Origin of the sequence: Burkholderia mycopellens (assembly GCF_964265025.1) — a bacterium.
GTDB lineage: Bacteria > Pseudomonadota > Gammaproteobacteria > Burkholderiales > Burkholderiaceae > Burkholderia.
The window spans coordinates 1,769,165-1,791,935 of record NZ_OZ183803.1; the positions used below are offsets into that span (position 1 = coordinate 1,769,165).

The window sequence follows — 22,771 nt, forward strand, 5'->3', positions numbered from 1 at the left end:
GAACGCAAACGACATCGACACGCGTCTGGCCTGTCCCTATACTCCGGCGTCATGTTCTCCGATCCGTTATCGATCTCGCCGTCATGCCCCGATCCGCTGGCACGCGCGCCTCGCGTGCTGAGGGACGGGCGGTCGCCGCACGGGCGGCTGTACCCCGCGCCGGCTGCCCTGCAGGGCGCGGTGGTCGCGATCGTGTTGCACGACACGCGCGGGTTCGCGTTGAGCGACGCGCAGCGGCTCTCGCATTTTCCGGCCACGCCGCTGGTGTGCGTGTCGTGGTATCGGGATCTCGACGTGGGCTTCGTCGAACCCGCAGCCGACGGGCCCCGGTGGCGCCCCTTCGGGGCCTCGGCGACGCTGTCGGGCAGCCATTCCGCCCCTACCGTGGCCTGGGCGCCGACGGGTGGAAGGATCGGCATGATCTGCTTCACCGCCGATGCGGCGCGGGCGCTGTTCGGCGTCGCGCTGCCGGACATCCACGACCGCGTGCTCGACGCGCACGCGTGCCTCGCCCCCGACTGGCACCCGCTGCTCGATGGCCTGCTCGGCGCGGAGCGCGATGCCGACGTGCTGGCGGCCATCGAACGTCATCTCGCGCCGCGCTGGCAGGCGCTTCGGCCCACTACACCGCTGTCGTCGCTCCGCCACGCTGGGCGCAGCTGGGTCGAGCGCCTCGCGCTGCAGGCACGCGAATGGCGCGGCACGCACAGCCCGCGCCAGGTCGAACGCCGCATCAAGACCTACAGCGGCCGATCGCTGCGCGAATGGCAGGCGCTCGTCAGGACGGAAAGCGCGTTCTTCGCGGCGCGCGACCGGTTCGAAGCCGGCACCGCGTTCAATTGGGCCACGCTGGCGCTGGACGAAGGGTTCGCCGACCAGGCGCACCTGAGCCGCGAGGTCAAGCGGATCACCGGTTTCTCGCCGAGCGAATTCACGCAACGCTTCATCGAGGACGAATCGTTCTGGATGTACCGGCTCTGGGTGTGACGCGGCGGCGGCCGATCCCGCATTGGTGAGCCGTTTCGCCATGCACGGCCCGCGCGGCTGTGTTCACCAACCTGGTGCCGCTGTTCGGCGAACCGCTGTCGCCATCGATGCTGGGCAGCGGTGCGCTCGTGATCGCGGGCGTCGCGCAAACCAATCGCGCGAGGCGCTGACGCACGGGTAGGCGCAGCGCGCACTCGGGGACGGATGTCAAATACCGGCGCCGGAGCATGGCAACGATCGCGATGCCATTGTGTAACGCCTACGCGCGGCCGATACGCCCCCAATGTTCTCGCAGCCCCGCCAAAAACCGCCTATCGTGAATGGAGCGCCCCGTTTGCCGCCATTCGACCCTGCGTCGCTCGCACCGGCGGCAACGGCACCGCGTTCCGGCACCCTTCATCGCGATCCCGGCGCACGCTCGCCCGTGCACGATCGCGGCCGCCCACCGGATTACAGGAGGCCCTCATGAAAGCCGCGCTGCTCGTCAGCTCCGCCCTGCTCGCCATTGCATCCGCTTCGGCGTCGGCTCAAGGCTCGATCACCAAAGTCGAAAACGGTTCGCTCGTCGCCGCGAACGGAATGACCGTCTATACGTTCGACAAGGACAAGGCCAACGCCGGCACCAGCGCGTGCACGGGCCAGTGCGAATCCTTCTGGCCGCCGTACAAGGCCAGCGCGACCGACGTTCCGGTCGGGCCCTACACGATCGTCAAGCGCGACGACGGCAGCCCGCAATGGGCATACAAGGGCAAGCCGCTGTACTTCTTCTCGAAGGACATGAAACAGGGCGACCGCAACGGCGACAACTTCAAGGACATGTGGCACGTGGTTGCGCCGTAAGCGCTCGTCCGCCGTCTTCCGCGCACGCTGCGCCTGCGCAAGAAAGCCCGCGCGGATCGTCGATCCGGGCGGGCCTTCTCGCGATCGCGCCGGCCGCGCTGCGTCGTCCGCCGTCAAGCGGGCGGGCGACGCATGCGGCCGGGTGGCGCGTCAGCGGTTCGAAGGGAAGCTGAACACAGTCCCTTCGCGCACGCCGGCCGACGGCCAACGCTGCGTGATCGTCTTGCGCTTCGTGTAGAAGCGCACGGCGTCCGGGCCGTACGCGTGCAGGTCGCCGAACAGCGAACGCTTCCAGCCGCCGAACGAGTGGTACGCAACCGGCACCGGCAGCGGCACGTTGATGCCGACCATGCCGATCTGGATGTTGTCGCTGAAGTAGCGCGCGGCCTCGCCGTCGCGCGTGAACAGGCACGTGCCGTTACCGTATTCGTGCGCGTCGATCAGCGCCATCGCCTCGTCGAGCGACTTCAGCCGGATCACGCCGAGCACGGGCCCGAAGATCTCGTGCTGGTAGATCGGCATGCCGGGCTTCACGTTGTCGAACAGGCACGGGCCGAGGTAATAACCGCCGTCGTGGCCGTCGACCTTCACGCCGCGGCCGTCGACGACGAGCGTCGCGCCCGCTGCCACACCGGCTTCGACGAAACCCGTCACCTTGTCGAAATGCTGCTGCGTGACGAGCGGGCCCATGTCGACGCCCGAGCCGTTGCCCGGGCCGACCTTCATCTTTTCGATCTCGGCCTTCAGGCCCGCGACGACCTGGTCGCCCGTCTCGTCGCCGATCGCGACGACCAGCGGAATCGCCATGCAGCGTTCGCCGCACGAGCCGTACGCGGCGCCCATCAGCGCGTTCACCGCGTTGCCGATGTCGGCGTCCGGCATCACGACCGCGAAGTTCTTCGCGCCGCCGAGCGCCTGCACGCGCTTGCCGTGCGCGCAGCCGGTCGAGTAGATGTATTCGGCGATCGGCGTCGAGCCGACGAAGCTCACGGCCTTCACGCGCGAGTCGGTCAGCAGCGTGTCGACCGCTTCCTTGTCGCCATTCACGACGTTCAGCACGCCCGGCGGCAGGCCGGCTTCGAGCGCGAGCTCGGCCATGCGCAACGTAGACGACGGCGTGCGCTCCGACGGCTTCAGCACGAACGTGTTGCCGCACGCGACGGCCATCGGCCACATCCACAGCGGCACCATCACCGGGAAGTTGAACGGCGTGATGCCGGCGGCGACGCCGAGCGCCTGGAACTCGCTCCACGAATCGATCGCGGGGCCGACGTTCTTGCTGTGCTCGCCCTTCAGCAACTCCGGCACGTAGGTTGCGTATTCGACGTTCTCGATCCCGCGCTGCAGTTCTCCCATCGCATCGGCGAGCACCTTGCCGTGCTCGGCCGTGATCAGCGCGCACAGCTCGTCGGCATGCTCCTCGAGCAGCGTCTTGAAGCGGCTCATCACGCGGGCACGCTTCAGCGGCGGCGTGTTGCGCCAGGCCGGAAACGCGGCCTGCGCGGACGCGATCGCCGCTTCGACGGTCAGCTTGTCGGCGAGCGCGACGCTCTTTTTCGATTCGCCGGTGGCCGGGTCGAACACCGGCTGGACGCGGCTGCCGCCGTCGACGCGCTTGCCGTCGATCAGGTGGCCGACGGTGGAGGTCACATTGCTGTCGTGTTTCATCGTTCAGGCTCTTTCGTGAATTCGGTTGTCGCTTGAGGGCAAGCCGCGGCTCAGTCCACTTCGTTCAATGCGTCGGACAGCGCGTTGACCAGGTTGTCGATCTCGCGCTTCTCCGAGATGAACGGGGGCGCCAGCTGGATCGTGTCGCCGCCGTAGCGAACGTAGAAGCCCTTCGCCCAGCAGCGCATCGCGATCTCGTACGGGCGCCGTGCCGGCTCGCCCGGCAGTGCCGCGATCGTCAGGCCAGCCGCGAGCCCGTAGTTGCGGATGTCCGCGACGTGGCGCTGGCCCTTCAGCCCGTGCACGGCCGCCTCGAAATGCGGCGCGAGATCGCGCACGCGGGCCACCGCGTCTTCCTTCACCAGCAGGTCGAGCGCCGCGATGCCGGCCGCGCACGCGACCGGGTGCGCCGAATACGTGTAGCCGTGCGGGAACTCGAGCATGTACTCGGGGCCGCCCGCGGCCATGAACGTGTCGTAGATTTCCTTCGTCGCGATCACGCCGCCGAGCGGCTGCACGCCGTTCGTCACCTGCTTCGCGAAGTTCAGGATGTCCGGCACCACGCCGAACGCGTCGGCGCCCGTCATCGCGCCGGCACGGCCGAAGCCCGTGATGACCTCGTCGAAAATCAGCAGGATGTCGTGCGCGGTACAGATGTCGCGCAGTCGCTTCAGATAGCCCTTCGGCGGCACGACCACGCCCGCCGAACCGGAAAACGGCTCGACGATCACGGCCGCGATGTTCGATGCGTCGTGCAGCGCGATCAGCTCGAGCAGGCGGTCGGCCAGTTCGGCGCCGTGCTCGGGCATCCCGCGCGAAAACTTGTTCTCGGCGAGTTGCGTATGCGGCAGGAAGTCGGCGTCGAGGCCCTGGCCAAACAGCTTGCGGTTCGGCCCGATCCCGCCCACCGAGATACCACCGAAGTTCACGCCGTGGTAGCCCTTCTCGCGGCCGATCAGACGCGTCTTCGTGCCCTTGCCCTTCGCGCGCCAGTACGCGCGGGCCAGCTTCAGCGAGGTATCGGCCGCTTCCGAGCCCGAACCCGTGAAGAACACGTAGTCGAGGCCGGCCGGCGTCAGGTCCTTGATCTTGTTCGCAAGCTCGAACGATTTCGGATGGCCGAACTGGAACGCCGGCGCGTAGTCGAGCTGCGCGACCTGGCGGCTCACGGCTTCGACGATTTCCGTGCGGCCGTGACCGAGGCCCGTGCACCAGAGACCCGACAGGCCGTCGAAAATCTTGCGGCCTTCGGCGTCCGTGTAATACGCGCCCTGGCCCGACACGATCATGCGCGGATCGGCCTTGAACTGGCGGTTGGCGGTGAACGGCATCCAGTGCGCGTCGAGCCATGCGGCGTCGGTACGGATGGTCGTGTCGTCCTGCTGCGCGGCGGTGGTGATGTCGGTCATGTCGGTCGGCGCGGCGCGCCCCTCCTTCTTGTGATGATGTTGCGCATTGTCGGGAGGCCAATTAGTCTCTTCAATATCGCAATATCAATGTTCACTTGCGCAACTATGCAAGCAAAAAAACCGAAGAGCCGTGCGCTGCTCGGGCAGCTCAGCGACATGGATCTGCGCCTGCTGCGGGTCTTCAAGGGCGTCGTGCAGTGCGGCGGGATGGCGGCGGCCGAACTGGAACTGAATATCGGCATCTCGACGATCAGCCGGCACGTGAAGGATCTGGAAACGCGCGTCGGCCTCGTACTGTGCCGGCGCGGCCGTGCGGGCTTCACGCTGACGCCCGAGGGACAGACGGTGTACGAGGAGACGCTGCGGCTGCTCGCGTCGATGGAGGCCTTTCGCAGCAGGATAGACGGTATTCACGAGCGGATGGGCGGAGAACTGCACGTCGCGGTGTTCGACAAGACGGCCACCAACGCGAACGCGCGGCTCGGCGACGCGATCCGCCAGTTCACGGACGAGGCCCCCGACGTCGCGCTGAACCTGCATGTCGCGTCGATCAACGAGGTCGAGCGCGGGATCATCGACGGCAGCTATCAGGTCGGGATCATTCCCGCGCACCGCAATTCGGGCAGCCTCGTGTATTCGGAGCTGTTCGACGAACGGATGCTGCTCTATTGCGGCCGCCAGCATCCGCTTTACGATGCGCCGCACGGCAAGCTCACGTGGACGACGATCCGTAACCACGCGTTCGCGGGGCTCGGCTTCCATTCGCCGAACATGGAACTGAGCCATCGCGCGAAGCTCACGCGCAGCGCGACCGCGTCGGACCAGGAGTCGATCGCGACGCTGATCCTGTCCGGCCGCTATCTCGGCTTCCTCCCCGACCATTACGCGGAAAGCTTCGAAACCAAGGGGCTGATGCAGCCGATCGCGCCGCACCGGTTCAACTACCGGTGCCGGTTCGTGAGCCTGCTGCGCCGCTCGCCGCGGCCGTCGCGGGCCGCGCTGCTGTTTCAGTCGTGTCTCGAAGCCGCGCATGCGGCAGATCGGCCGGGGGCGTGATCATTGGCGTGGCTGGGCGGCTGGGTGCTGAACGGCTGAGTGCCGGACGGCTGAGCGCTGAGCAACCGGGTGCCGAACGACCGAGTGCTGAACGTCCGAATGCCGATCGGCCGAATGTCGAACGACCGAGCGCTGTCCGGCCGAACAACTGAACAGCCTACGCCCCTTTCATAGTCGATCAAACACCACCGCCCGCTCCACCCTGCGCGCGCATGCGCTTCAGAAAATGCGTCGCGACGAGCGCCGCGGCAAAACCGGACATCGCGCCCACACCGAGCGCCCAGCGCGGGCCCAGATGGTTCGCGACCCAGCCCGCCACCGGCGCGCCGATCGGCGTGCCGCCGAGCGCCACCGCGAGACGCAGCGCCATCACGCGGCCGCGCATCGCCGGCTCGGTCGACAGTTGCATCAGGCTGTTGGTCGAGTTCATGAAGGTGATCGCGGCGATCCCGGTCAGCACGAGCGCGGCACCGAACAGCCAGTAGCCCGGCGCCAGCGCGGCCAGCGTGCAGCCGAGCCCGAACAGCGCCGCGCCGATCCACAGATGCCGGAAGCGCGGCCGGTCCCGGCGTGCCGCGAGCAGCGCACCGGTAATCGTGCCGACGGCCATCATCGACGACAGCACGCCGAAGCCGCGCGCGTCGACGTGGAACACGCTGGCCGCCATGGTCGAGATGAACAGCTGGAAATTGAGCCCGAACGTGCCGATCAGGAACAGCATCGCGAGGATCGCCTTCAGGTCCGGGCGCTGCCACACGTAACGGAACCCGTCGAGCAGGCTGCCGCGCGTGCGGCCGGCCCGCGCATGCGCGCGCAGCTCGTCGGCACGCAGCATCGACAGCGACGCCAGCACCGCGACGAAGCTGAGCCCGTTGAGCAGGAACGCCCAGCCGGTGCCGATCGACGCGATGATGAAGCCGGCCGCCGCCGGCCCGATCATCCGCGCCGCGTTGAACGACGTCGAGTTGAGCGCGACGGCGTTCGCCAGCTCCCGGTCGGCGACCAGTTCCGCGACGAAGGTCTGCCGCACCGGCGCATCGAACGCCGACGCGCAGCCGAACAGGAACGCGAACAGATACACGTGCCACAGCTGCGCGACGCCGGTCACCGTCAGCAGCCCCAGCAAGAGCGCGAGGCCGCCCATCAGCGCCTGCGTCGCCATCAGCAGCTTGCGCTGGTCGAAACGGTCGGCCGCGTACCCCGTCCACGGCAGCAGCAGAAGCTGCGGGCCGAACTGCAGCGACATCACGATGCCGACCGCCGACGCGTCGTGATGCGTGAGCTGCGTGAGGACGAGCCAGTCCTGCGCGGTGCGCTGGATCCACGTGCCGATGTTCGACACCAGCGCGCCGATCGCCCACACGCGATAGTTGAAGCCGCGAAGCGAGCGGAACACGCCCGCCGCCGGCACGCTCACGGCCGCTCCCTGTCGGGCTCGTTGCCGCCGTGCAGCTCGCCGAAGCGCCGCGCGAGGAACAGGCCGAGCAGGAGGATGCCGAGGCCAAACGCCGCCGCGTCGGCCGTGACCCGGAGGTCGAAATCGCCGACCCGGCACACCAGCCCATACGCCATCACGAGGTTCGCGACGCCCCACACGACATTCACGGTGGACGACGACAACCCGCGCCCGGGCGGATTCGCGAACGGGGTCTGGAATGGCTCGCCGCGCAACCCGCTGACGAGGTGCGGCACCCCATTCGCGAGAAACGCGCCGCCGAAGCAATACGACACGAGATGCGAGAAGTTCATGTTTGGGTTGTCCTTTCGGCGAGCGGGGCGAGGCGGTTTACGAACGCGGCGGTTCCTGGAATTCGGCGAGCCGCTGCAGCAGCTTCACGGCCGATGCGAGCTCGGCCTGCTCTGCCTCCGACAGTTGCGCGTGCAGCGCGCGGAACAGCCAGTCGTCCTTGGCCGCGCGGTTGGCTTGCAGCACCTTGCGGAAACCGGGCGTGAGCGCGATCAGCGTCTGCCGGCCGTCGGAGGGATCGGGCTCGCCGCTGACGGCGCCCAGCGTCTCGAGCGTCGCGACCGTCACGCGCATCGACTGCGGCCGCACGCTCTCGGCACGCGCGAGCGCCGACACGGTCGCGGGGCCGTCGCGGTCGAGCCGCAACAGCACCGACTTCTGCGATGACGTGAGATCGTTCGGGTGGATCTGCTCCCGCATCCGCCGCATCAGCTTGCCGACCGAGATGCGGAGTTCGCCGGCAAGGCCGGCCAGCGGGAGCGCTTCGGAAGAAGGCACTGGCGTGTTCATGTAGTCAGGATATCCGATATACAGAAAAACTGTACAGTTTAGCTGTGTATTTCAGACTGTAAGGATCGCCTCGTCGCATGCGCTCGAGCCGATGCGAAGCGTCCCGTTCGGCCGCACGAGCCGGCTCTGCGATAATGCGGGCTCCCCATTTCCGCTCCGCCTCCCGCCATGACGCAGCCGTCCGCCCCGCTCTCCACCGACCTGCCGCCGATTTCGTGCCTGCCTGGCGACGCGCTGCCGTGGCTGCCGATGAGCGCCGACCTGCCGGGGCTGGCGATCAAGTACCTGCACATCAATGCGGCCGAGGACACACTGACCGCGCTGCTGAAGATGCCGGCCGGCGGCACGCTGCCGCGCCACCGTCACGACGGCGAGGTGTTCGTCCATACGCTGCAGGGTGCGTGGCGCTACCGCGAATACGACTGGGTGGCGCACGCCGGCTCGACGGTGCTCGAACCGGCCGGCTCGGTGCACACGCCGGAAACGCTCGGCGCGCCGGGTGAGGACGTGATCACGCTCAACGTGATGCGCGGCGATCTCGTGCTGCTCGACGACGACGGCCGCGAGACCGCGCGCGAGAACTGCCGCGTCGCGCTGCTGCGCCAGCGCAAGCATGCGCGCACGGCGCCGGACGCCGCCGCGCCGTTCGTCACGCGTTGAATGCCGGGCGGCCGCGGCGATCGAACGCGCCGCTCGCCGCCGTGATCGTCGCAAGGACAGGCAGAACCGGCGGATGCCGATGACGGTTCAGCCCGTTTCCCGCTCGCCCGCCCGCGCGTCGCGCCGCATCGCCTGCGGCGGTACGCCGAACCCGCGCACGAACGCCTCGCGCATGTGCCGGCGGTCGCGAAAGCCGTTTTCCTTCGCAATCAAGTCGAGCGAGTGGCGGCTCTGCTCGATCATCAGCCGCGCATTCTCCAGCCGCAGCCGCTCGATCGCCTTCGCGGGCGACTGCCCCGTTTCGAGCGTGAACACGCGGCTGAACTGGCGCGGGCTCAGGTGCACGGCTTCGGCGAGATCCTCGACGGTCAGCGCGCGGCCGAGATGCTGCCGCGCGTAGTTCAGCGCGTTCTGGATCCGGTCGGATTTCGGCGCGAGCTTCAGCATTTCCGAATGCTGCGACTGGCCGCCGGCCCGCCGCTGGTGCATCACGAGCTTGTGTGCGACCGATCGCGCGGCATCGGCGCCGAGATCCTTTTCCACCATTGCAAGCGCGAGGTCGAGGCCGGCCGTCATCCCGGCCGACGTCCAGATCGGGCCGTCGACGATGTAGATCCGGTCTTCCTCGACGCGTATCTCCGGATAGCCCCGCTGCATGTCGCGGCCGAACGCCCAGTGCGTCGTCGCGCGGCGCTGCGCAAGCAGCCCGGCCTCGGCCAGCACGAACGCGCCCGTGCAGATGCCGGCGATTCGCTGCGCGCGTGCGTTGGCGCGGCGCAGGAACGCGACGACACCGGCCGGCGCCGGCGAAGCGATCGGATCGTTGACGCCCGCGACGATCCACGTATCGACGGCGATCCGCCCGCGCAGCGCGCACGTGGCGACCGACAGCCCGAGCGACGAGCGCACGTCGCCGCCGTCGACCGAATAGTTGTCCATCACGTAGAACGGCTCGCTCATGCCCATGTTCGCGTACTCGAACACCGATTGCGCGGCGAGCGCCATGATCTGGAAACCATCGCTGATCAAAAAGCCGATGCGGTGCATGTGCGTTCTCCCGTCCCGGGCGAGTGGGTCGGCCCGATGTCCTGAATCATACCCATCTACGTCATTTGTGTCGCAGCGATTCGCGGCCAGAATGGCTTCACGCCATCCGGCCATTCCCATCGAAACGGAGCACATCATGACGCAAGCACATCGCGGTACCGCCCTCATTACCGGCGCGTCGTCGGGCATCGGCGCCGTCTACGCGGACCGCCTCGCACGCCGCGGCTACGACCTGATCCTGGTCGCGCGCAGCCGTGAGCGGCTGGCCGCCCTCGCCGAGCGCATCACGAACGACACGCAGCGCAGCGTCGAGATCATCGACGCCGACCTCAACGACCGCGCCGCACTCGCCGCCGTCGAAGCGAAGCTGAAGCAGGATGCGAGCATCACGCTGCTCGTGAACAACGCGGGCGTCGGCACGCACGCGCCGCTGCTCGACAGCGACGTCGACGCGATGACGCGGATGATCGACCTCAACGTGACCGCGCTTACGCGCCTCACCTATGCGGCGGTGCCCGGCTTCGTCGCCCGCGGCCACGGTGCGGTGATCAACATTTCGTCGATCGTCGCGATCTCGCCGGAAACGCTGAACGGCGTGTACGGCGGCAGCAAGGCGTTCGTGCTCGCGTTCAGCCAGTCGCTGCATCACGAGCTCGCCGGCAAGGGCGTGCAGGTGCAGGCCGTGCTGCCCGGCGCGACCGCCACCGATTTCTGGCAGACGGGCGGCCTGCCGCTCGAACATCTGCCGAAGGAAATCGTGATGCCGGCGCCGGACATGGTCGATGCGGCGCTGGTCGGTTTCGATCGCGGCGAACTCGTGACGATCCCGTCGCTGCACGCGGGCGACGAATGGGCCGCGTACGAGGCCGCGCGCCGCACGATGGCGCCGCACCTGTCGGCCGACACGCCCGCGCCGCGCTACGCGACGGCAAGCTGAGCACGCGGCATCCCGCAGGTCGAAAGCGACGAGCACGTCGAACCCCGGGATGGGCTGCGGAACACGGCGATGCGTGGCGAATCGTCCGTCATCATCCGAGGTTCCGTGGCCCGTTTCCGGGCATGTGCCGATCGGGAGATTCGTCTGCGGAAACACGCATCGGATTCTTTCCTGGCCTGCACAAATGTCGCAAAAAGACAGACGATTCCGGTTCGCTTGCCACGTATTCCGCGCAACAGTAAGCTCTGCGACTGCAGTCCCCAAGCGACCTCGTTCGACCGGTATTCGTCCGATCACGAGGGCCATCGTCCGTTGCGGAATTCGACCATGCGGGTCCGTATGTTCATCACCGAGACGGGTGACGCGCCGGCCTCCGCACGCGGTTCGGCCAACCGTCAGCCCACGCTCCCACCCCTGCCGGAACTCGACACCGTCTGCCGTGTCGCGCGTGCGCATTTCAGCGCCGCCGGCGCGTTCATTACGCGCGCCGGCGCCGATGCGCAACGCGTGCTGGCCGTCGACGGCGAACTGCCCGACCGGCTTGCCGATTCACTTCCCGCCGACGGCTTGCCGCCCCAAGCCGGGCCGCCCCCCGCTGCCGAGGCCCGGTTCGCCCTGCACGGCGCGAACACCACCGGCCAACGCAACGAAGGCTCGCCTCTTGCGCTGCGGATCGTCGCGGCCTGCAAGCTGGCCGCCCCCGATGGCGCGACGCTGGGCACGCTGTGCGTCGTTGACGATAAACGCCCGGCGCTCGACGCCAAGCAATACGCGCTGCTGTGCGACCTCGCCACGCTCGCCGCCGGCACGCTTGCCCGCGCGACCGAAGCAGCCGCTTTGCGCGAACGGCTCGGCGTCGTCGAGGAACACAGCACGCTGACCACGCTCGCGCTGACCGAAAGCGGCACCGGCGTGTGGGATCGCAACGTGGAAACCGGCGAGATCCATTATTCGCCGGCCTGGAAGGCCATGCTCGGCTACGCGCCGCACGAGCTCAGCACCCGGATCGAGGACGCGTACGAACGGCTGCATCCGGACGACGCCGCCGACGTGAAGGCCGCGATGCTCGCGCACTTCGAGCAGCGCACCGACTACTACGCGGTCGAGCACCGCATCCGCTGCAAGGACGGCTCGTACAAATGGATCTGCAGCCGCGGCAAGGTGATTGCCCGCGACGGCAACGGCCGCGCGCTCCGGATGGTCGGGACGACCACGGACATCACCGCGCTGCGCGAGCTCGCCGTGCGATTGCGCGACTCGGCCGCGCTCGTCACGGACCTCACCGACCAGGTTCCCGGGCTGGTGTTCCAGCTGCGGCAGGCGCCCGACGGGCGCCGCTTCTTTTCCTACGCGAGCGCGGGTGTCGGCGACATCTACGAACTGACGCCCGAACAGATCGCCCGCAGCGCCGAGGCGGTCGAGACGCGCATCCATCCGGCCGACCTGGTCGCCTATCGGCAGTCGCTGCACGACTCGTCGATGCGACTGACGCCGTGGCGGCTCGAATATCGCGTGCTGCTGCCCGGCCAGGGCCTGCGCTGGCGCGAAGGCGACGCGCGCCCGCAGCGCACGGCCGACGGCGGCACCGTGTGGCACGGCTTCATCACCGACGCGACCGACCGCAAGCACATCGAGGCCGAACTGCACCGGATGGCGACCACCGACCACCTGACGCAGCTGTCGAACCGCCACGCATTCATGCGGCAAAGCGAAGCCGCGCTGCGCGCCGTGCGCACGACCGGCCAGGCCGCCGCGGTGCTGATGCTCGATCTCGATCACTTCAAGGCGCTGAACGATCGCTGGGGTCACCCGGTCGGCGACCGCGCGCTGCGGCATTTTGCGCGGCTGCTGCTCGCGGAAACCGGGCCGGACGGCATCGTCGGGCGGGTTGGCGGCGAGGAATTCGCGATCGTGCTGCCGGGCGCGGATCTCGACCGCGCGCTGGCATTCGCGCAGCGCGTGCAACAACGCGCGAGCCAGGCGCGGCTCACGCACGAGGATCAGCAGGTCACGCTGACCGTCAGCATCGGCATCGACGCGATGCGGGCGTCGGACTTCGGCGCATACCAGCCGCTGTCGCGCGCCGACAAGGCGCTCTATCTCGCGAAGGAGCGCGGCCGCAACCGGATCGAGGTGTATCGGGCGTAGATTTCTGTCTGGCAACGCTCGCTCCTCGCCGGGCGTGCTGCCACCCCCGTTGCGCGACCGATTCGGGACCGATCGTGTAGGCTAGCGCCCCCGCCCCTACCCACTCCGACTTGCCATGGACAATGCCAAACGCACCGCGCGAATCGCGTCAGGTCTTCTCGTCGTCGCGCTCATCGAGCTGCTGGCGCTTCTGATCGGCTATGTGTTCGCCAGTTCGCTGGACGATCCGTACACCGGCGTGCGCGTGCTGATCACCGCGCTCTTCTGGGCGGCGGGCCTATCGGCCATCGGGGTCGTCGCAGCCGTCGCCTGCCTGTCGATCGACCTGCAGGCGCGCGGCGGCACGATCTACGGAGCGCTGGTGCTGCATGGCCTGCTCGTCCTGCCCGGGCTGTTTCTGTCCCTCCACTGAAGCGCACCGGCGCCGCCCGCGTCACACCGCCCCTTCACGCGGCACCGCCCGCACGCCCAGCAGCATCGCGACCGCGCACGCGGCCAGCAGCGCCGCGATCATCAGCATCGCCGGATCCATGCTGCCGGTTCTCGTGCGGATCAGCCCGACGAGCCACGGCGTGATCATGCCGCTCGATACGCCGATGCTGCTGATCAGCGCGATCCCGCCTGCCGCGCCCGCACCGGAGAAATACGCGGACGGCACGGCCCAGAACACCGGATGCGCGGCAAAGATCAGCATCGCCGCGACCGACAGCAGCGCCATCATCGCGACGATGCTCGGCAGGTGCAGCGTCAGCAGCGCGAGCGCCGCCGCCCCCCCGAACGCGCATGCCGCGAAGTGCCGGCGCCGTTCGCGCTTGCGATCGGAGCGCCGCGCGATCGCGATCAGGCCGGCCGCGCCGACCGCGTTCGGGACGACCGACAACAGGCTGATCTGCACGACATCGTGGATGCCGAATTCGCGAATCATCAGCGGCATCCAGAACAACAGCATCAGGAGCGCGGTGGTCAGCGAGAAATAGATGAATGCGAACAGGTACGTGCGTGGTTCGGCCAGCACCTGGCGCAGCGAGTGCGGCGCCGGCGTATCGACACCGGCGCGGTCGGCGGCCAGGTCGGCCGCGAGCCGCTGGCGGTCGGCGTCGGACAACCAGCGCGCGTGCTCGGGTCGATCGCACAGCCAGAACCACGCGATCACGCCGAGCACGATCGCGGGCGCGCCTTCGATCGCGAACATCCATTGCCAGCCGTGCAGCCCGAGCACGCCCGACATCCCGCGCATCAGCCAGCCCGACAGCAGCCCGCCGACCATCCCGGCCACCGCGACGCCCGCGTAGAAGATCGACAGCACCGACGCGCGCCGCCGCGCCGGATACCAGTACGTCAGGTAGAACACCACGCCCGGAAAGAACCCCGCTTCGAATACGCCGAGCAGGAAGCGCAGCACGTAGAAATGCTTCGCGCTGTCGACGGTGATCATCGCGACCGACACCGCGCCCCACAGGAACATGATCCGCGCAAACGTGCGGCGCGCACCGAAGCGGCGCAGCAGCGCGTTGCTCGGCACCTCGAACAGCACGTAGCCGACGAAGAACAGCACCGCGCCGAGGCTGTACATCGCGTCGGTCAGGCCGAGGTCCTGCCGCATCTGCAACTGCGCGAAGCCGATGTTGCTGCGATCGAGGATCGACACGATGTAGCAGATGAACAGGAACGGCACGATCCGCGCGCCGATGCGGCGGTACAGCGCATCGTCGTCCGTTGATGCGACACCTGGCGCGACGGCACGCGCGGCGGCCGCTTGAAGAGGGGCTGACATCGATCGTCTCCTCGATGGATTCGGGTGCGGGTCCCATACGGGGTGCCGGTCGCCGCCGCCCGCCAGCAGCGACCGGCCGTTGCCTGCCTAGTCGCGCGGCGCGCCTTCGCCTTTCACGCCGAGCATCAGCGCGACACCGCTCGCCACCAGCAGCGCGGCCAGCAGATACACGGCGAGATCCATGCTGCCGGTGCGCGTACGGATCATCCCGATCACCCACGGGCTGACGATGCCGCTCGTGATCCCGATGCTGCTGATCAGCGCGATCCCGGCCGCGGCCGCGTTGCCCGACAGGTAGCGGGTCGGCACGGCCCAGAAGATCGGCAACGCGGCGAAGATCAGCGTCGCCGCGACCGACAGGCACGCGAGCATCGCCGCGAAGCTGTGCAGGTGCAGCGTCAGCGCCGCGAGCGCGAGCCCGCCGCCGATCGTGCAGCACGCGAAGTGCCTGCGGCGCTCGCCGGTGCGATCCGAACGGCGCGCGATCAGGACCAGCCCCACCGCGCCGACCGCATTCGGCACGACCGTGTACAGGCTCACGGCCACGACGTCGGTCACGCCGAAGTCGCGGATCATCAGCGGCATCCAGAAGTTGAGCGTCAGCGACGCGCAGGTGAGTGAGAAATAGATGAACGCGAACAGGTACACGCGCGGGTTCGCGAGTGCCGCCACGAGGCTGCGCCCGTCGTGCGCGTGGCCATGGCCGCAGCCGTCGGTGCACAGCGCGGCAACCTGCGCCTTTTCATCGGATGTGAGCCACGTGGCGTCCTGCGGCCGGTCGACCAGCAACGTGAACGCGGCGAATGCAAGCAGGATCGCCGGCGCGCCTTCGATCGCGAACATCCACTGCCAGCCGTGCATCCCGAGCACGCCGCTCATGTCGCGCATGATCCAGCCCGACATCAGGCCGCCGAGCACGCCGGCCACCGCGACGCCTGCGAAGAACACCGAGATCGCGGCCGCCCGCCGGTTCGCGGGGAACCAGTAGGTCAGGTACAGCACGATGCCGGGAAAGAACCCCGCTTCGAATACGCCGAGCAAGAAGCGCAGCACGTAGAAATGCGACGGCTGCGACACGAACATCATCCCGGTCGACGCGATGCCCCACAGCAGCATGATCCGCGTGAAGGTGCGGCGCGCGCCGAAGCGCGCGAGCAGCAGGTTGCTCGGCACTTCGCAGCACACGTAGCCGACGTAGAACACCGCGGCGCCGAGGCCGTACATCGCATCGCTGAAGCCGAGATCGTGCTTCATCTGCAACTGCGCGAAGCCGACGTTGATACGGTCGAGAAACGAGATGACGTAGCAGAGGAACAGGAACGGCACGATTCGCCACGCGATCTTGCGGAACAGCAGCGCGTCGTTCGTGGCGGCGGAAGCCGAAGCGCTCGCGTGCGCGAGCGCCGCTTCGGCGGGAAGCGATTGAGGCATGTCTCTCTCCAAACAGGCTGCGCGATTCGAGCGCGCAGCCGTCTCCCGGGGCGTACGTGCGCCCTGCTTTCTTGTGAGAACGGATACGGCGGACGGACAGGCGGCAGGAAGCCGTGGCCAGTCGCCGCGTCAGAAAAAAGGCGGAGCGCCCTGTCGGACACCCCGCCTGTGCAAGCCGCTCAATCCTGCAGCGCGGCCCACATTTCCTTGTCGCGCTGCGCCGTCCAGATGCGCGGATGCGTGATGCCGCTCGCTTCGTCGAACGCACGCGACACGTCGAACGGCAGACAGTGCTCGTAGATGAACACGTGGCCGAACTTCGGGTCCATTGCTTCGCGGGTGAGCGCCATCGACGCCTTCAGGTCGAGCTTCTGCTCGACGGCCTTGCGGCCCTGTGCGAGCAGCGTCGTGACGAAATCCTTCGTGTAGTCGAGGCCCTTGTTCACGTCGGCCGGGTTCAGCAGTGCGGGGCCGCGGCCCGGCACGAGCTTCTCGGCGCCGAGCGCGCGCAGCGCCTCGAGCGTGGCCGGCCATTGCTCGAGCTGGGCGTCGCCGCAGTAGCACGCGGCGTCGTATTCGACGAGGTCGCCCGAGAACAGCACCTTCTGCGACGGGATCCAGACGATCGTGTCGCCCTTCGTGTGGCCCGAGCCGACGTGCATGATCTTCACTTCGAGCTTGCCGAGGAACAGCGTGATCTCGCGCTCGAACACCAGCGTCGGCCAGGTCAGGCCCGGCACCGTCTCGACACCGGCGAACAGGCGCGGGAAGCGTTCGATCTCCGACTTCATGTCGGCCTCGCCGCGCTCGACGATCATCTCGTAGGTGCCGCGGCTCGCGATCACGTGCTGCGCGCCTTCGTCGAAATACGCCGATGCGCCGAGCACGCGCACCGCGTGGTAGTGCGACAGCACGACGTGCTTGATCGGCTTGTCGGTCACGCTGCGGATCTTCGCGATCAGGTCCTGGGCCATCGCCGGCGTCGCGGTCGTGTCGACGATCAGCACGCTGTCGTCGCCGATGATCACACCCGAGTTCGGGTCGCCTTCGGCGGTGTACGCGTAGGCGTTCTCGGACAGCTTCGTCCAGGTGACTTTCTTCTCTTCCAGATCGGCTTGGGAGGCGAATGCTTTGGCCATGTTGCGTTCCGTGGCTGCGAGCCATGTGTTGAGGGGAGTGAGCGGATCATCTTCCCGTGCCGAATATTTGTCAATGACAAAGTCGCTTGCTATTGTCTAATACGGGTAAACCTGCGGGCTGGCGCGATAAATGGCGTCGGATACCATGCGGGGTTTCGTCAACGGAAGATTCATCGCGTGCAGAACCACGAAGTCAGCGCAGACGACGCGCCGCCCAAGGCGCAGCGCGGGATCCAGAGTGTCGAGGTCGGCGGCCGGCTGCTCGACGCGCTCGCGCGCCGGCGCAAGCCGCTCGGCCTGTCCGAGCTGGCCGCGGCGGCCGACCTGTCGACCGCGCAGGCGCACACCTATCTCGTCAGCCTGACGCGGCTTGCGCTCGTGAAGCGCGATGCGATCACCGGCAATTACGAGCCGGGGCCGTTGTCGCTGCGGCTCGGGCTGATGTCGATCGAGCGCCAGCCAGCCTATCGCGCGGCGCTGCCGCACGCGGCGCGACTCGCGGAAGCGGTCGGCCTGAGCGTCGCGCTGTCGGTGCCGGGCGTGCTCGGGCCCACGATCGTGCGTATCGAGCACGGCGGCTATCCGCTGCACGTGAACCTGCACGTCGGTTCGGTGATGTCGCTCGACACCACCGCCACCGGCCGCGTGTTCCGCGCGTTCGGCGATCCCGCGCAACTCGACGCGATGGCGGCCAGCCAGGCCGGCGCGGGCGCCACGCTCGCGGGCGCGGAGCAGCCCGTGCCGGAGGCCGGCGTGCCGCGGGCCGAACTCGATGCAATCCGCGCCCGCGGTATCGAGCGCGGCGTCGACCTGCCGAGCCCCGGCGTCAGCGCGATGTGCGTGCCGGTGTTCGACGCGACGGGCACGCTGCAGCTCGCGTTGACGGTGATCGGTTCGACGGGCTCGATCGACGTCGACTGGGACGGCCCGATCGCGGCGGCATTGCGCGACGCGGCACGGCAGGCCACCGCCTTGCTCGGCGCGGCGCACGACGCGCCCCCGCCGGTTTCCGGCCCGGCCCCGGCCGCCCCGCGCGTGCCGCCTGCCCTGGCGGACGATGCGAAGGCGCAGCGCGGCATCCATGCGCTCGACAGCACCGGCGAGCTGCTGCTTGCGCTGGTGTCGGCTGGCCGCGCGCTGCCGCTGCGCGATCTCGCGGCGGCCGCCGGCATGCCGGCCGCGAAGGCCTTTCCTCATCTCGTCAGCCTGCAGAAGATCGGCTTGCTGAGCCGCGACGACGCCGGCTGCTTCGGCGGCGGCCCGCTCGGGCAGGCGCTCGGCCTGATCGCGATGCAGCGCGTGTCGCCGACGCGCGACGCGGAAGCCGAGATCGTCGCGCTGGCCGGCGCGACCGACATGAGCGTCGCGGCCGCGACGCTCGGGCCGCTCGGCCCGACCGTGATCCGACTCGAGGAGTCAGCGCGGCCGCAGCACGTGAGCCTGCAGGTCGGCACGGTGATGTCGCTCGTCAACACGGCGATCGGACGGGTGTTCGCGGCCGGCATGCCTGACGACGTGCTGGCCGACCTGCTCGCGGACGAACCCGTGCGCCTCGCGGGCACCGCCGCCGCGCCGGCCGACGATGCGTTCCGCGCTCGGCTCGCGACGATCCGCGCGACCGGACTCGATTTCGCATTCGACGCGCCGGTGCCGGGCATCGGGACAGTCGCCGCACCCGTGTTCGATCACACCGGCAGCATCCGGCTCGTGATCGCGATCATCGGCTCGTCGCGCGGCTTCCCGCGCGGGCCGGACAGCGACCTCGCGCAGGCGTTGCTCGCCGCGACGCGGCGGCTGTCGTGGCGGTTCGGGTGGATCGGCGGGTAAGCCGCCGCCCGCCGACCGATCGCCGCCCACCGCTCGAATCCCCTCTGTTGCCCCATGCGAGGCCGTGCCGGCGCGGCCTTGTCGCACCGGCACGGCCTCGCGCAGGCAGCCGATATGGCAGCCGACATTCATGTTGCGAAGCCGCAACATGAATTGTCAGTAATTCTCATATAACGAAATCGCATTTCACAAAGCGGAGGCGTTTCGCTATGATTAGGGTTATCCCTAACTCGCCACCTATAAGGGGCTTCGTCATGCAAACGTCTAACCTCTCCGACCGTTCCACCGAATCCGCTGGCTGGCTCGCACGTATGGGCGAGCTGATTGCAGAAGCATGGGCACTCCACCTCGAGAACTGCGAGGTCATCGCCGAAGCACACGCACGCCTGCCGCGCTGAACGGAACGACCGGCCGCCTGCAGGCCGTCCGCACGTTGCCTTGCCTGATCCGCTTGCCCGGACGCGCGCCACGAGGCCGCTGCGTCGGGCAACGGCGTGCAAGGCCAGTCGCAGGAAACGGGCCGGATAGTCCTGTTGAACACGCTCCGTATCGGGAGCGCGTCGAAGTCGTTCTGAAGTTGCTTTAAAGCCGATGCCGGCGCCGATCGGCATCGGCGCGGTTTTGTCTGACGGTTGCCCCGGCCCGCAGCCGTTATCCAGCCTGCACGCAGGTACGCCGGATCGCCGCGGGCGGAAGATTCATCCGCGTTGCCGGCCCAGGTACCGAATCGCGCCGTACGCCTCGTCCCCTCGCTCGCTTGCCGGCTTTCTCCGCGCAAACGCGCAACCCCATGCGCCGTCGTTTCGCCCACGGCCGCATGCTCGTCCCCATTCTCAAAACACCTGAATCGACGGCACGTCCTTCATGCAACGCAGCGCGAACATCGAGCGGCTGTGACGGATGCTCGAAATCTTGTACAGCTTTTCGCGCAGGAAACGCTCGTAGCCGGCCGTGCCGTCCACCGCGACCTTGATCCAGTAGTCGTACTCGCCCGATACGAGATAGGCCTCGAGCACCTCGGGCAGTGCGGCGAGTTCCTCGCCGAAGCGCGCGAGCGCGTCGTCCTCGTGGCGATCGAGCGTGACCTCCAGGATCACGATGTCCGCGTAGCCCAGCTTCCGCTGGTTGACGAGCGCAACATAACCGTCGATGTAGCCGTCCATCTCGAGCTGCCGCGTGCGGTTCCAGCACGCGGTGGTCGACATGCCGATCTGTTCGGCCAGTTCGGCGTTCGACAGACGCGCATTTTTCTGCAGTGCACCAAGGATTTTGCGATCCTGGCTGTCGAGCGTTTTCGGCGAGCGTTCACGTGTGGCCATGGCGGAAAGAATCTTCTACTGAAAAGCGGGATTCTATCTGAACGACATTCCGGATTTGTGTCGGTTTGTGTGGAAAAGCGGAAGCCTTTTAATCCGGCCCCTTGATATATTTTTACCCATGCCTGCTGTCCGGCACGCTCCCCGCGACAACCCCTTCGCACCGGGACGCACGGCCGCAATCACGAGTTGCGGCGCCGGCCAGCAGGCATGCAACTCCCCGCCGCCCGCGCGCCTATCCGGCCGCGCGGCATCGGCGCCCATGTTCCTGTTCCCGCGCTACCCGTCATGTCGTTCAGGCTTTACCTGTCGTTTCTCACTGCCTCCGCCGTTCTCGTCTACGCCCCCGGCCCCGTCAACCTCCTCACCATGAACCAGGCGCTACGCGCCGGCTGGCGCCGCGCGCTGCCGTGCGTCTGGGGTGGCACGCTCGCCGTGCTGCTGCAACTCGCGCTGACCGCGCTGTGCCTGAATTCGCTCGTGCATCTCGACGACCGCGCGCTGACCGTGCTGCGCTGGGCCGGCGCGGCCTACCTCGTCTGGCTCGGCTGCAAGCAATGGCTCAGCCGTGCGCCGGCCGGCGCGCCCGCCGCCTCGATCGGGCCGGCCGGGGCAACCCCGCCGGACACCGACTCGCACCGCGCGCTGTTCTGGCGCGGCCTGGCGACCTCCGGCCTGAATCCGAAGACGCTGCTGTTCTTCCCGTCGTTCTTTCCGCAGTTCCTCAGCCCGAGCGCCGACTGGAGCCTGAACCAGCAGTACCTGCTGCTCGCGGCGACGTTCGCGGTGCTGTTCGCGGGCGGCGTCGCGTCGATGGCGCTGTTCTCGCACCGGCTGAGCCGCGCGCTGCAGCGGCCCGCGCGGATGCGCGCGATGAACCGCGTCACGGGCGGGCTGCTCGTCGGGATGGGCGCGATCATGGTCGGCTGGAACTGAACACGGCCGGGCGGCGGCTTCCTCGCGGCCGCCGTCAAGGCCCCTCGAAAAAGCAGCCGATTGCCGAATGCTTTAGGGTAGCGGCTGTTTCGTTGGACATGCCCGGCCAGCCGGGCGACTGGATGAAGCCCCTCACTACCCGCCTGCGGCGCGTGTTCGCGCCGATCGGCCTGCACTGGTATCTCGCTCTCCTCCTCGCGCTCGACGCGCTCATGGTGCTGCGCCCCGTCGTCGAGCACGCAAAGCTCGGCGCGCATCACGCGTGGCTCGCCGATGCGCTGAACCTCGTCGACAACGCCGGGCTCGTCGTGTTGCCGCAAGTGGTCGTTGCGGCCGGCCTCGCGACGATGGCCATCGGCATCGTGCTGCGCGCCCGCGTCGCGTGGGTGCTGTCGATCCTGCTGCTGGTCGCCGCCGCCGCGATCAGCGTGCTCGGCGGCTATCGCAGCCACGCCGTGTTCGTCTACACGGCCGTGCTGGCCGTCGCGCTGCTGTACTACTGGCGGCACTTCGACCGTGCGAGCGTTGCCGCGAGCAGCCTGTTCGCGTTGCTGAGCATCGTATCGCTGCTGATCTACGCGACCTTCGGCGTGCTGTATCTCGGCGACCAATTCACGCCGCCCGTCCACGATCTCGCCACGGCCGTCTATTTCTCGATCGTATCGATGTCGACGGTGGGTTACGGCGACATCGTTCCGCACGCGCCGACCGCGCGCCTGTTCACCGCGTCGGTGATCGTGCTCGGCATCACGGTGTTCGCGACGTCGATCAGCGCGGTCGTCGGCCCCGTGATCGGCGGCAATCTGAAACGAATCGTCAAGGGAGGCATTTCGAACGTGATCCGCAAGCATCATTACCTGATCGTCGGCGCGACCCCCGTCGCGCATGCGGTGCACGACGGGCTGCGCAAGCGCGGCTACGCGGTGACCGTCGTCGTGCCGGCCGGCGTCGAGCACAACTATCCGGCAACGACCGACCTGATCGTCGGCGATGCAACCGACCACGCGGTCCTGGAAAGCGCCGGCGCGGCGACCGCGCGTGCGGTGCTCGCGCTGCGCTCCGACGACGCCGAGAACGCCTTCATCATCCTCGCGATCCGCGAGATCGCAGCAACGGTGCGCACCGTTGCGCTCGTGAACCACCAGCGCAACCTCGAACGGCTGCGCCTGCTGAAACCCGACATGGTGTTTTCGCCGCAGCAGCTCGCCGGCGAACTGCTGGCCAGCACGCTCAACGACGAACCCGTCGACAAGTCGGTGATCTCGCACCTGCTGTTCGGCACGGCCGACGCCGCATGACCGTGTGACCCCCGTGCCCCGGTTCGGCCGGCGCGCGCCCG

The 22,771-nt window shown here is 68.2% G+C and carries 21 protein-coding genes; 11 read left to right on the forward strand and 10 right to left on the reverse strand.

All coding sequences use genetic code 11. The features are described 5' to 3' along the window. The first annotated feature begins 51 nt into the window (after positions 1 to 51). On the forward strand, positions 52 to 987 hold the full coding sequence (locus tag ACPTTC_RS26240; RefSeq protein ID WP_423394534.1) for an AraC family transcriptional regulator: 936 nt from the start codon (positions 52 to 54) through the stop codon (positions 985 to 987). A gap of 465 nt (positions 988 to 1,452) precedes the next feature. After that, positions 1,453 to 1,827: a COG4315 family predicted lipoprotein gene (locus tag ACPTTC_RS26245; RefSeq protein WP_021159211.1), complete on the forward strand. Its 375-nt coding sequence runs from the start codon at positions 1,453 to 1,455 to the stop codon at positions 1,825 to 1,827. A 150-nt stretch (positions 1,828 to 1,977) separates the two neighbouring features. On the opposite strand, the gene ACPTTC_RS26250 is transcribed toward ACPTTC_RS26245, so the two are convergent. Further along, entirely contained in the window at positions 1,978 to 3,495 is a 1,518-nt protein-coding gene (locus tag ACPTTC_RS26250; protein WP_423394535.1) for a CoA-acylating methylmalonate-semialdehyde dehydrogenase, read from the reverse strand. Positions 3,496 to 3,545: 50 nt separating this feature from the next. Next, entirely contained in the window at positions 3,546 to 4,904 is a 1,359-nt protein-coding gene (locus tag ACPTTC_RS26255) for an aspartate aminotransferase family protein (RefSeq protein WP_423394536.1), read from the reverse strand. A 105-nt stretch (positions 4,905 to 5,009) separates the two neighbouring features. Here ACPTTC_RS26255 and ACPTTC_RS26260 point away from each other — a divergent pair, with 105 nt between their 5' ends. Beyond that, complete coding sequence (locus ACPTTC_RS26260) at positions 5,010 to 5,960, forward strand: LysR family transcriptional regulator (RefSeq protein WP_175950336.1); 951 nt, start codon at positions 5,010 to 5,012, stop codon at positions 5,958 to 5,960. A gap of 178 nt (positions 5,961 to 6,138) precedes the next feature. Here the strand turns inward: ACPTTC_RS26260 and ACPTTC_RS26265 are convergent, their stop codons facing one another. From ACPTTC_RS26265 to ACPTTC_RS26275, 3 genes are read right to left on the reverse strand one after another with little or no spacing between them, the layout of a single operon-like run. Next, the gene (locus ACPTTC_RS26265; RefSeq protein ID WP_423394537.1) at positions 6,139 to 7,377 is read right to left on the reverse strand and encodes an MFS transporter; all 1,239 of its coding nucleotides are present in this window, start codon (positions 7,375 to 7,377) and stop codon (positions 6,139 to 6,141) included. After that, positions 7,374 to 7,709, reverse strand: coding sequence for a hypothetical protein (locus ACPTTC_RS26270; RefSeq protein ID WP_423394538.1), 336 nt, complete (start codon positions 7,707 to 7,709; stop codon positions 7,374 to 7,376). The genes ACPTTC_RS26265 and ACPTTC_RS26270 overlap by 4 nt, the downstream gene beginning before the upstream one ends. Before the next feature lie 37 nt (positions 7,710 to 7,746). Beyond that, on the reverse strand, positions 7,747 to 8,217 hold the full coding sequence (locus ACPTTC_RS26275) for a MarR family winged helix-turn-helix transcriptional regulator (protein WP_423394539.1): 471 nt from the start codon (positions 8,215 to 8,217) through the stop codon (positions 7,747 to 7,749). 168 nt (positions 8,218 to 8,385) lie between these two features. Between ACPTTC_RS26275 and ACPTTC_RS26280 the strand changes: the two genes are divergently transcribed. Further along, positions 8,386 to 8,877, forward strand: coding sequence for a 2,4'-dihydroxyacetophenone dioxygenase family protein (locus ACPTTC_RS26280; RefSeq protein ID WP_124447769.1), 492 nt, complete (start codon positions 8,386 to 8,388; stop codon positions 8,875 to 8,877). A gap of 87 nt (positions 8,878 to 8,964) precedes the next feature. Here ACPTTC_RS26280 and ACPTTC_RS26285 read toward each other — a convergent pair whose 3' ends face one another. Further along, positions 8,965 to 9,924: a GlxA family transcriptional regulator gene (locus ACPTTC_RS26285; protein ID WP_423394540.1), complete on the reverse strand. Its 960-nt coding sequence runs from the start codon at positions 9,922 to 9,924 to the stop codon at positions 8,965 to 8,967. A 136-nt stretch (positions 9,925 to 10,060) separates the two neighbouring features. Here ACPTTC_RS26285 and ACPTTC_RS26290 point away from each other — a divergent pair, with 136 nt between their 5' ends. The 3 genes from ACPTTC_RS26290 to ACPTTC_RS26300 all read left to right on the forward strand — a co-directional run bounded on the left by ACPTTC_RS26290 (position 10,061) and on the right by ACPTTC_RS26300 (position 13,421). After that, on the forward strand, positions 10,061 to 10,861 hold the full coding sequence (locus ACPTTC_RS26290) for an SDR family NAD(P)-dependent oxidoreductase (RefSeq protein ID WP_423394541.1): 801 nt from the start codon (positions 10,061 to 10,063) through the stop codon (positions 10,859 to 10,861). A 327-nt stretch (positions 10,862 to 11,188) separates the two neighbouring features. Next, on the forward strand, positions 11,189 to 13,009 hold the full coding sequence (locus ACPTTC_RS26295) for a sensor domain-containing diguanylate cyclase (protein ID WP_423394542.1): 1,821 nt from the start codon (positions 11,189 to 11,191) through the stop codon (positions 13,007 to 13,009). Between the two features lie 115 nt (positions 13,010 to 13,124). After that, positions 13,125 to 13,421 (forward strand): hypothetical protein, encoded by a 297-nt coding sequence (locus ACPTTC_RS26300; RefSeq protein WP_226194709.1) that lies wholly within the window; start codon positions 13,125 to 13,127, stop codon positions 13,419 to 13,421. Between the two features lie 21 nt (positions 13,422 to 13,442). Here the strand turns inward: ACPTTC_RS26300 and ACPTTC_RS26305 are convergent, their stop codons facing one another. From ACPTTC_RS26305 to ACPTTC_RS26315, 3 genes are all read right to left on the reverse strand, one after another. Continuing rightward, the gene (locus ACPTTC_RS26305) at positions 13,443 to 14,783 is read right to left on the reverse strand and encodes an MFS transporter (protein WP_423394543.1); all 1,341 of its coding nucleotides are present in this window, start codon (positions 14,781 to 14,783) and stop codon (positions 13,443 to 13,445) included. Between the two features lie 87 nt (positions 14,784 to 14,870). Beyond that, the gene (locus ACPTTC_RS26310) at positions 14,871 to 16,214 is read right to left on the reverse strand and encodes an MFS transporter (RefSeq protein WP_423394544.1); all 1,344 of its coding nucleotides are present in this window, start codon (positions 16,212 to 16,214) and stop codon (positions 14,871 to 14,873) included. A gap of 179 nt (positions 16,215 to 16,393) precedes the next feature. Continuing rightward, the gene (locus tag ACPTTC_RS26315; RefSeq protein ID WP_089427583.1) at positions 16,394 to 17,353 is read right to left on the reverse strand and encodes an MBL fold metallo-hydrolase; all 960 of its coding nucleotides are present in this window, start codon (positions 17,351 to 17,353) and stop codon (positions 16,394 to 16,396) included. Between the two features lie 177 nt (positions 17,354 to 17,530). Here ACPTTC_RS26315 and ACPTTC_RS26320 point away from each other — a divergent pair, with 177 nt between their 5' ends. Beyond that, a complete protein-coding gene (locus ACPTTC_RS26320) occupies positions 17,531 to 19,180 on the forward strand; it encodes an IclR family transcriptional regulator (protein ID WP_423394545.1) in 1,650 nt (549 codons plus the stop codon). Between the two features lie 254 nt (positions 19,181 to 19,434). After that, entirely contained in the window at positions 19,435 to 19,578 is a 144-nt protein-coding gene (locus ACPTTC_RS26325; protein ID WP_423394546.1) for a hypothetical protein, read from the forward strand. Between the two features lie 435 nt (positions 19,579 to 20,013). On the opposite strand, the gene ACPTTC_RS26330 is transcribed toward ACPTTC_RS26325, so the two are convergent. Beyond that, positions 20,014 to 20,499, reverse strand: coding sequence for an Lrp/AsnC family transcriptional regulator (locus ACPTTC_RS26330; RefSeq protein ID WP_175968407.1), 486 nt, complete (start codon positions 20,497 to 20,499; stop codon positions 20,014 to 20,016). A gap of 285 nt (positions 20,500 to 20,784) precedes the next feature. On the opposite strand from ACPTTC_RS26330, the gene ACPTTC_RS26335 reads away from it, so the two are divergent. Further along, positions 20,785 to 21,432 carry a LysE family translocator gene (locus tag ACPTTC_RS26335; RefSeq protein WP_423394547.1) on the forward strand — a complete coding sequence of 216 codons (648 nt, stop codon included), beginning with the start codon at positions 20,785 to 20,787 and terminating at the stop codon, positions 21,430 to 21,432. 122 nt (positions 21,433 to 21,554) lie between these two features. Next, positions 21,555 to 22,730 (forward strand): voltage-gated potassium channel protein, encoded by a 1,176-nt coding sequence (kch, locus tag ACPTTC_RS26340; protein ID WP_423394548.1) that lies wholly within the window; start codon positions 21,555 to 21,557, stop codon positions 22,728 to 22,730. Positions 22,731 to 22,771: the final 41 nt, after the last annotated feature.

What these genes read in the sequence shown, in the direction of transcription:
- ACPTTC_RS26315 (WP_089427583.1), bottom strand. Translation starts at nt 17,353, where the DNA reads ATGGCCAAAGCATTCGCCTCCCAAGCCGATCTGGAAGAGAAGAAAGTC.
- ACPTTC_RS26245 (WP_021159211.1), top strand. Translation starts at nt 1,453, where the DNA reads ATGAAAGCCGCGCTGCTCGTCAGCTCCGCCCTGCTCGCCATTGCATCC.
- ACPTTC_RS26335 (WP_423394547.1), top strand. Translation starts at nt 20,785, where the DNA reads ATGTCGTTCAGGCTTTACCTGTCGTTTCTCACTGCCTCCGCCGTTCTC.
- ACPTTC_RS26300 (WP_226194709.1), top strand. Translation starts at nt 13,125, where the DNA reads ATGGACAATGCCAAACGCACCGCGCGAATCGCGTCAGGTCTTCTCGTC.
- ACPTTC_RS26275 (WP_423394539.1), bottom strand. Translation starts at nt 8,217, where the DNA reads ATGAACACGCCAGTGCCTTCTTCCGAAGCGCTCCCGCTGGCCGGCCTT.
- ACPTTC_RS26305 (WP_423394543.1), bottom strand. Translation starts at nt 14,783, where the DNA reads ATGTCAGCCCCTCTTCAAGCGGCCGCCGCGCGTGCCGTCGCGCCAGGT.
- ACPTTC_RS26325 (WP_423394546.1), top strand. Translation starts at nt 19,435, where the DNA reads ATGCAAACGTCTAACCTCTCCGACCGTTCCACCGAATCCGCTGGCTGG.
- ACPTTC_RS26255 (WP_423394536.1), bottom strand. Translation starts at nt 4,904, where the DNA reads ATGACCGACATCACCACCGCCGCGCAGCAGGACGACACGACCATCCGT.
- ACPTTC_RS26240 (WP_423394534.1), top strand. Translation starts at nt 52, where the DNA reads ATGTTCTCCGATCCGTTATCGATCTCGCCGTCATGCCCCGATCCGCTG.
- ACPTTC_RS26270 (WP_423394538.1), bottom strand. Translation starts at nt 7,709, where the DNA reads ATGAACTTCTCGCATCTCGTGTCGTATTGCTTCGGCGGCGCGTTTCTC.
- ACPTTC_RS26285 (WP_423394540.1), bottom strand. Translation starts at nt 9,924, where the DNA reads ATGCACCGCATCGGCTTTTTGATCAGCGATGGTTTCCAGATCATGGCG.
- ACPTTC_RS26330 (WP_175968407.1), bottom strand. Translation starts at nt 20,499, where the DNA reads ATGGCCACACGTGAACGCTCGCCGAAAACGCTCGACAGCCAGGATCGC.
- ACPTTC_RS26295 (WP_423394542.1), top strand. Translation starts at nt 11,189, where the DNA reads ATGCGGGTCCGTATGTTCATCACCGAGACGGGTGACGCGCCGGCCTCC.
- ACPTTC_RS26280 (WP_124447769.1), top strand. Translation starts at nt 8,386, where the DNA reads ATGACGCAGCCGTCCGCCCCGCTCTCCACCGACCTGCCGCCGATTTCG.
- kch (WP_423394548.1), top strand. Translation starts at nt 21,555, where the DNA reads ATGAAGCCCCTCACTACCCGCCTGCGGCGCGTGTTCGCGCCGATCGGC.
- ACPTTC_RS26310 (WP_423394544.1), bottom strand. Translation starts at nt 16,214, where the DNA reads ATGCCTCAATCGCTTCCCGCCGAAGCGGCGCTCGCGCACGCGAGCGCT.
- ACPTTC_RS26290 (WP_423394541.1), top strand. Translation starts at nt 10,061, where the DNA reads ATGACGCAAGCACATCGCGGTACCGCCCTCATTACCGGCGCGTCGTCG.
- ACPTTC_RS26260 (WP_175950336.1), top strand. Translation starts at nt 5,010, where the DNA reads ATGCAAGCAAAAAAACCGAAGAGCCGTGCGCTGCTCGGGCAGCTCAGC.
- ACPTTC_RS26250 (WP_423394535.1), bottom strand. Translation starts at nt 3,495, where the DNA reads ATGAAACACGACAGCAATGTGACCTCCACCGTCGGCCACCTGATCGAC.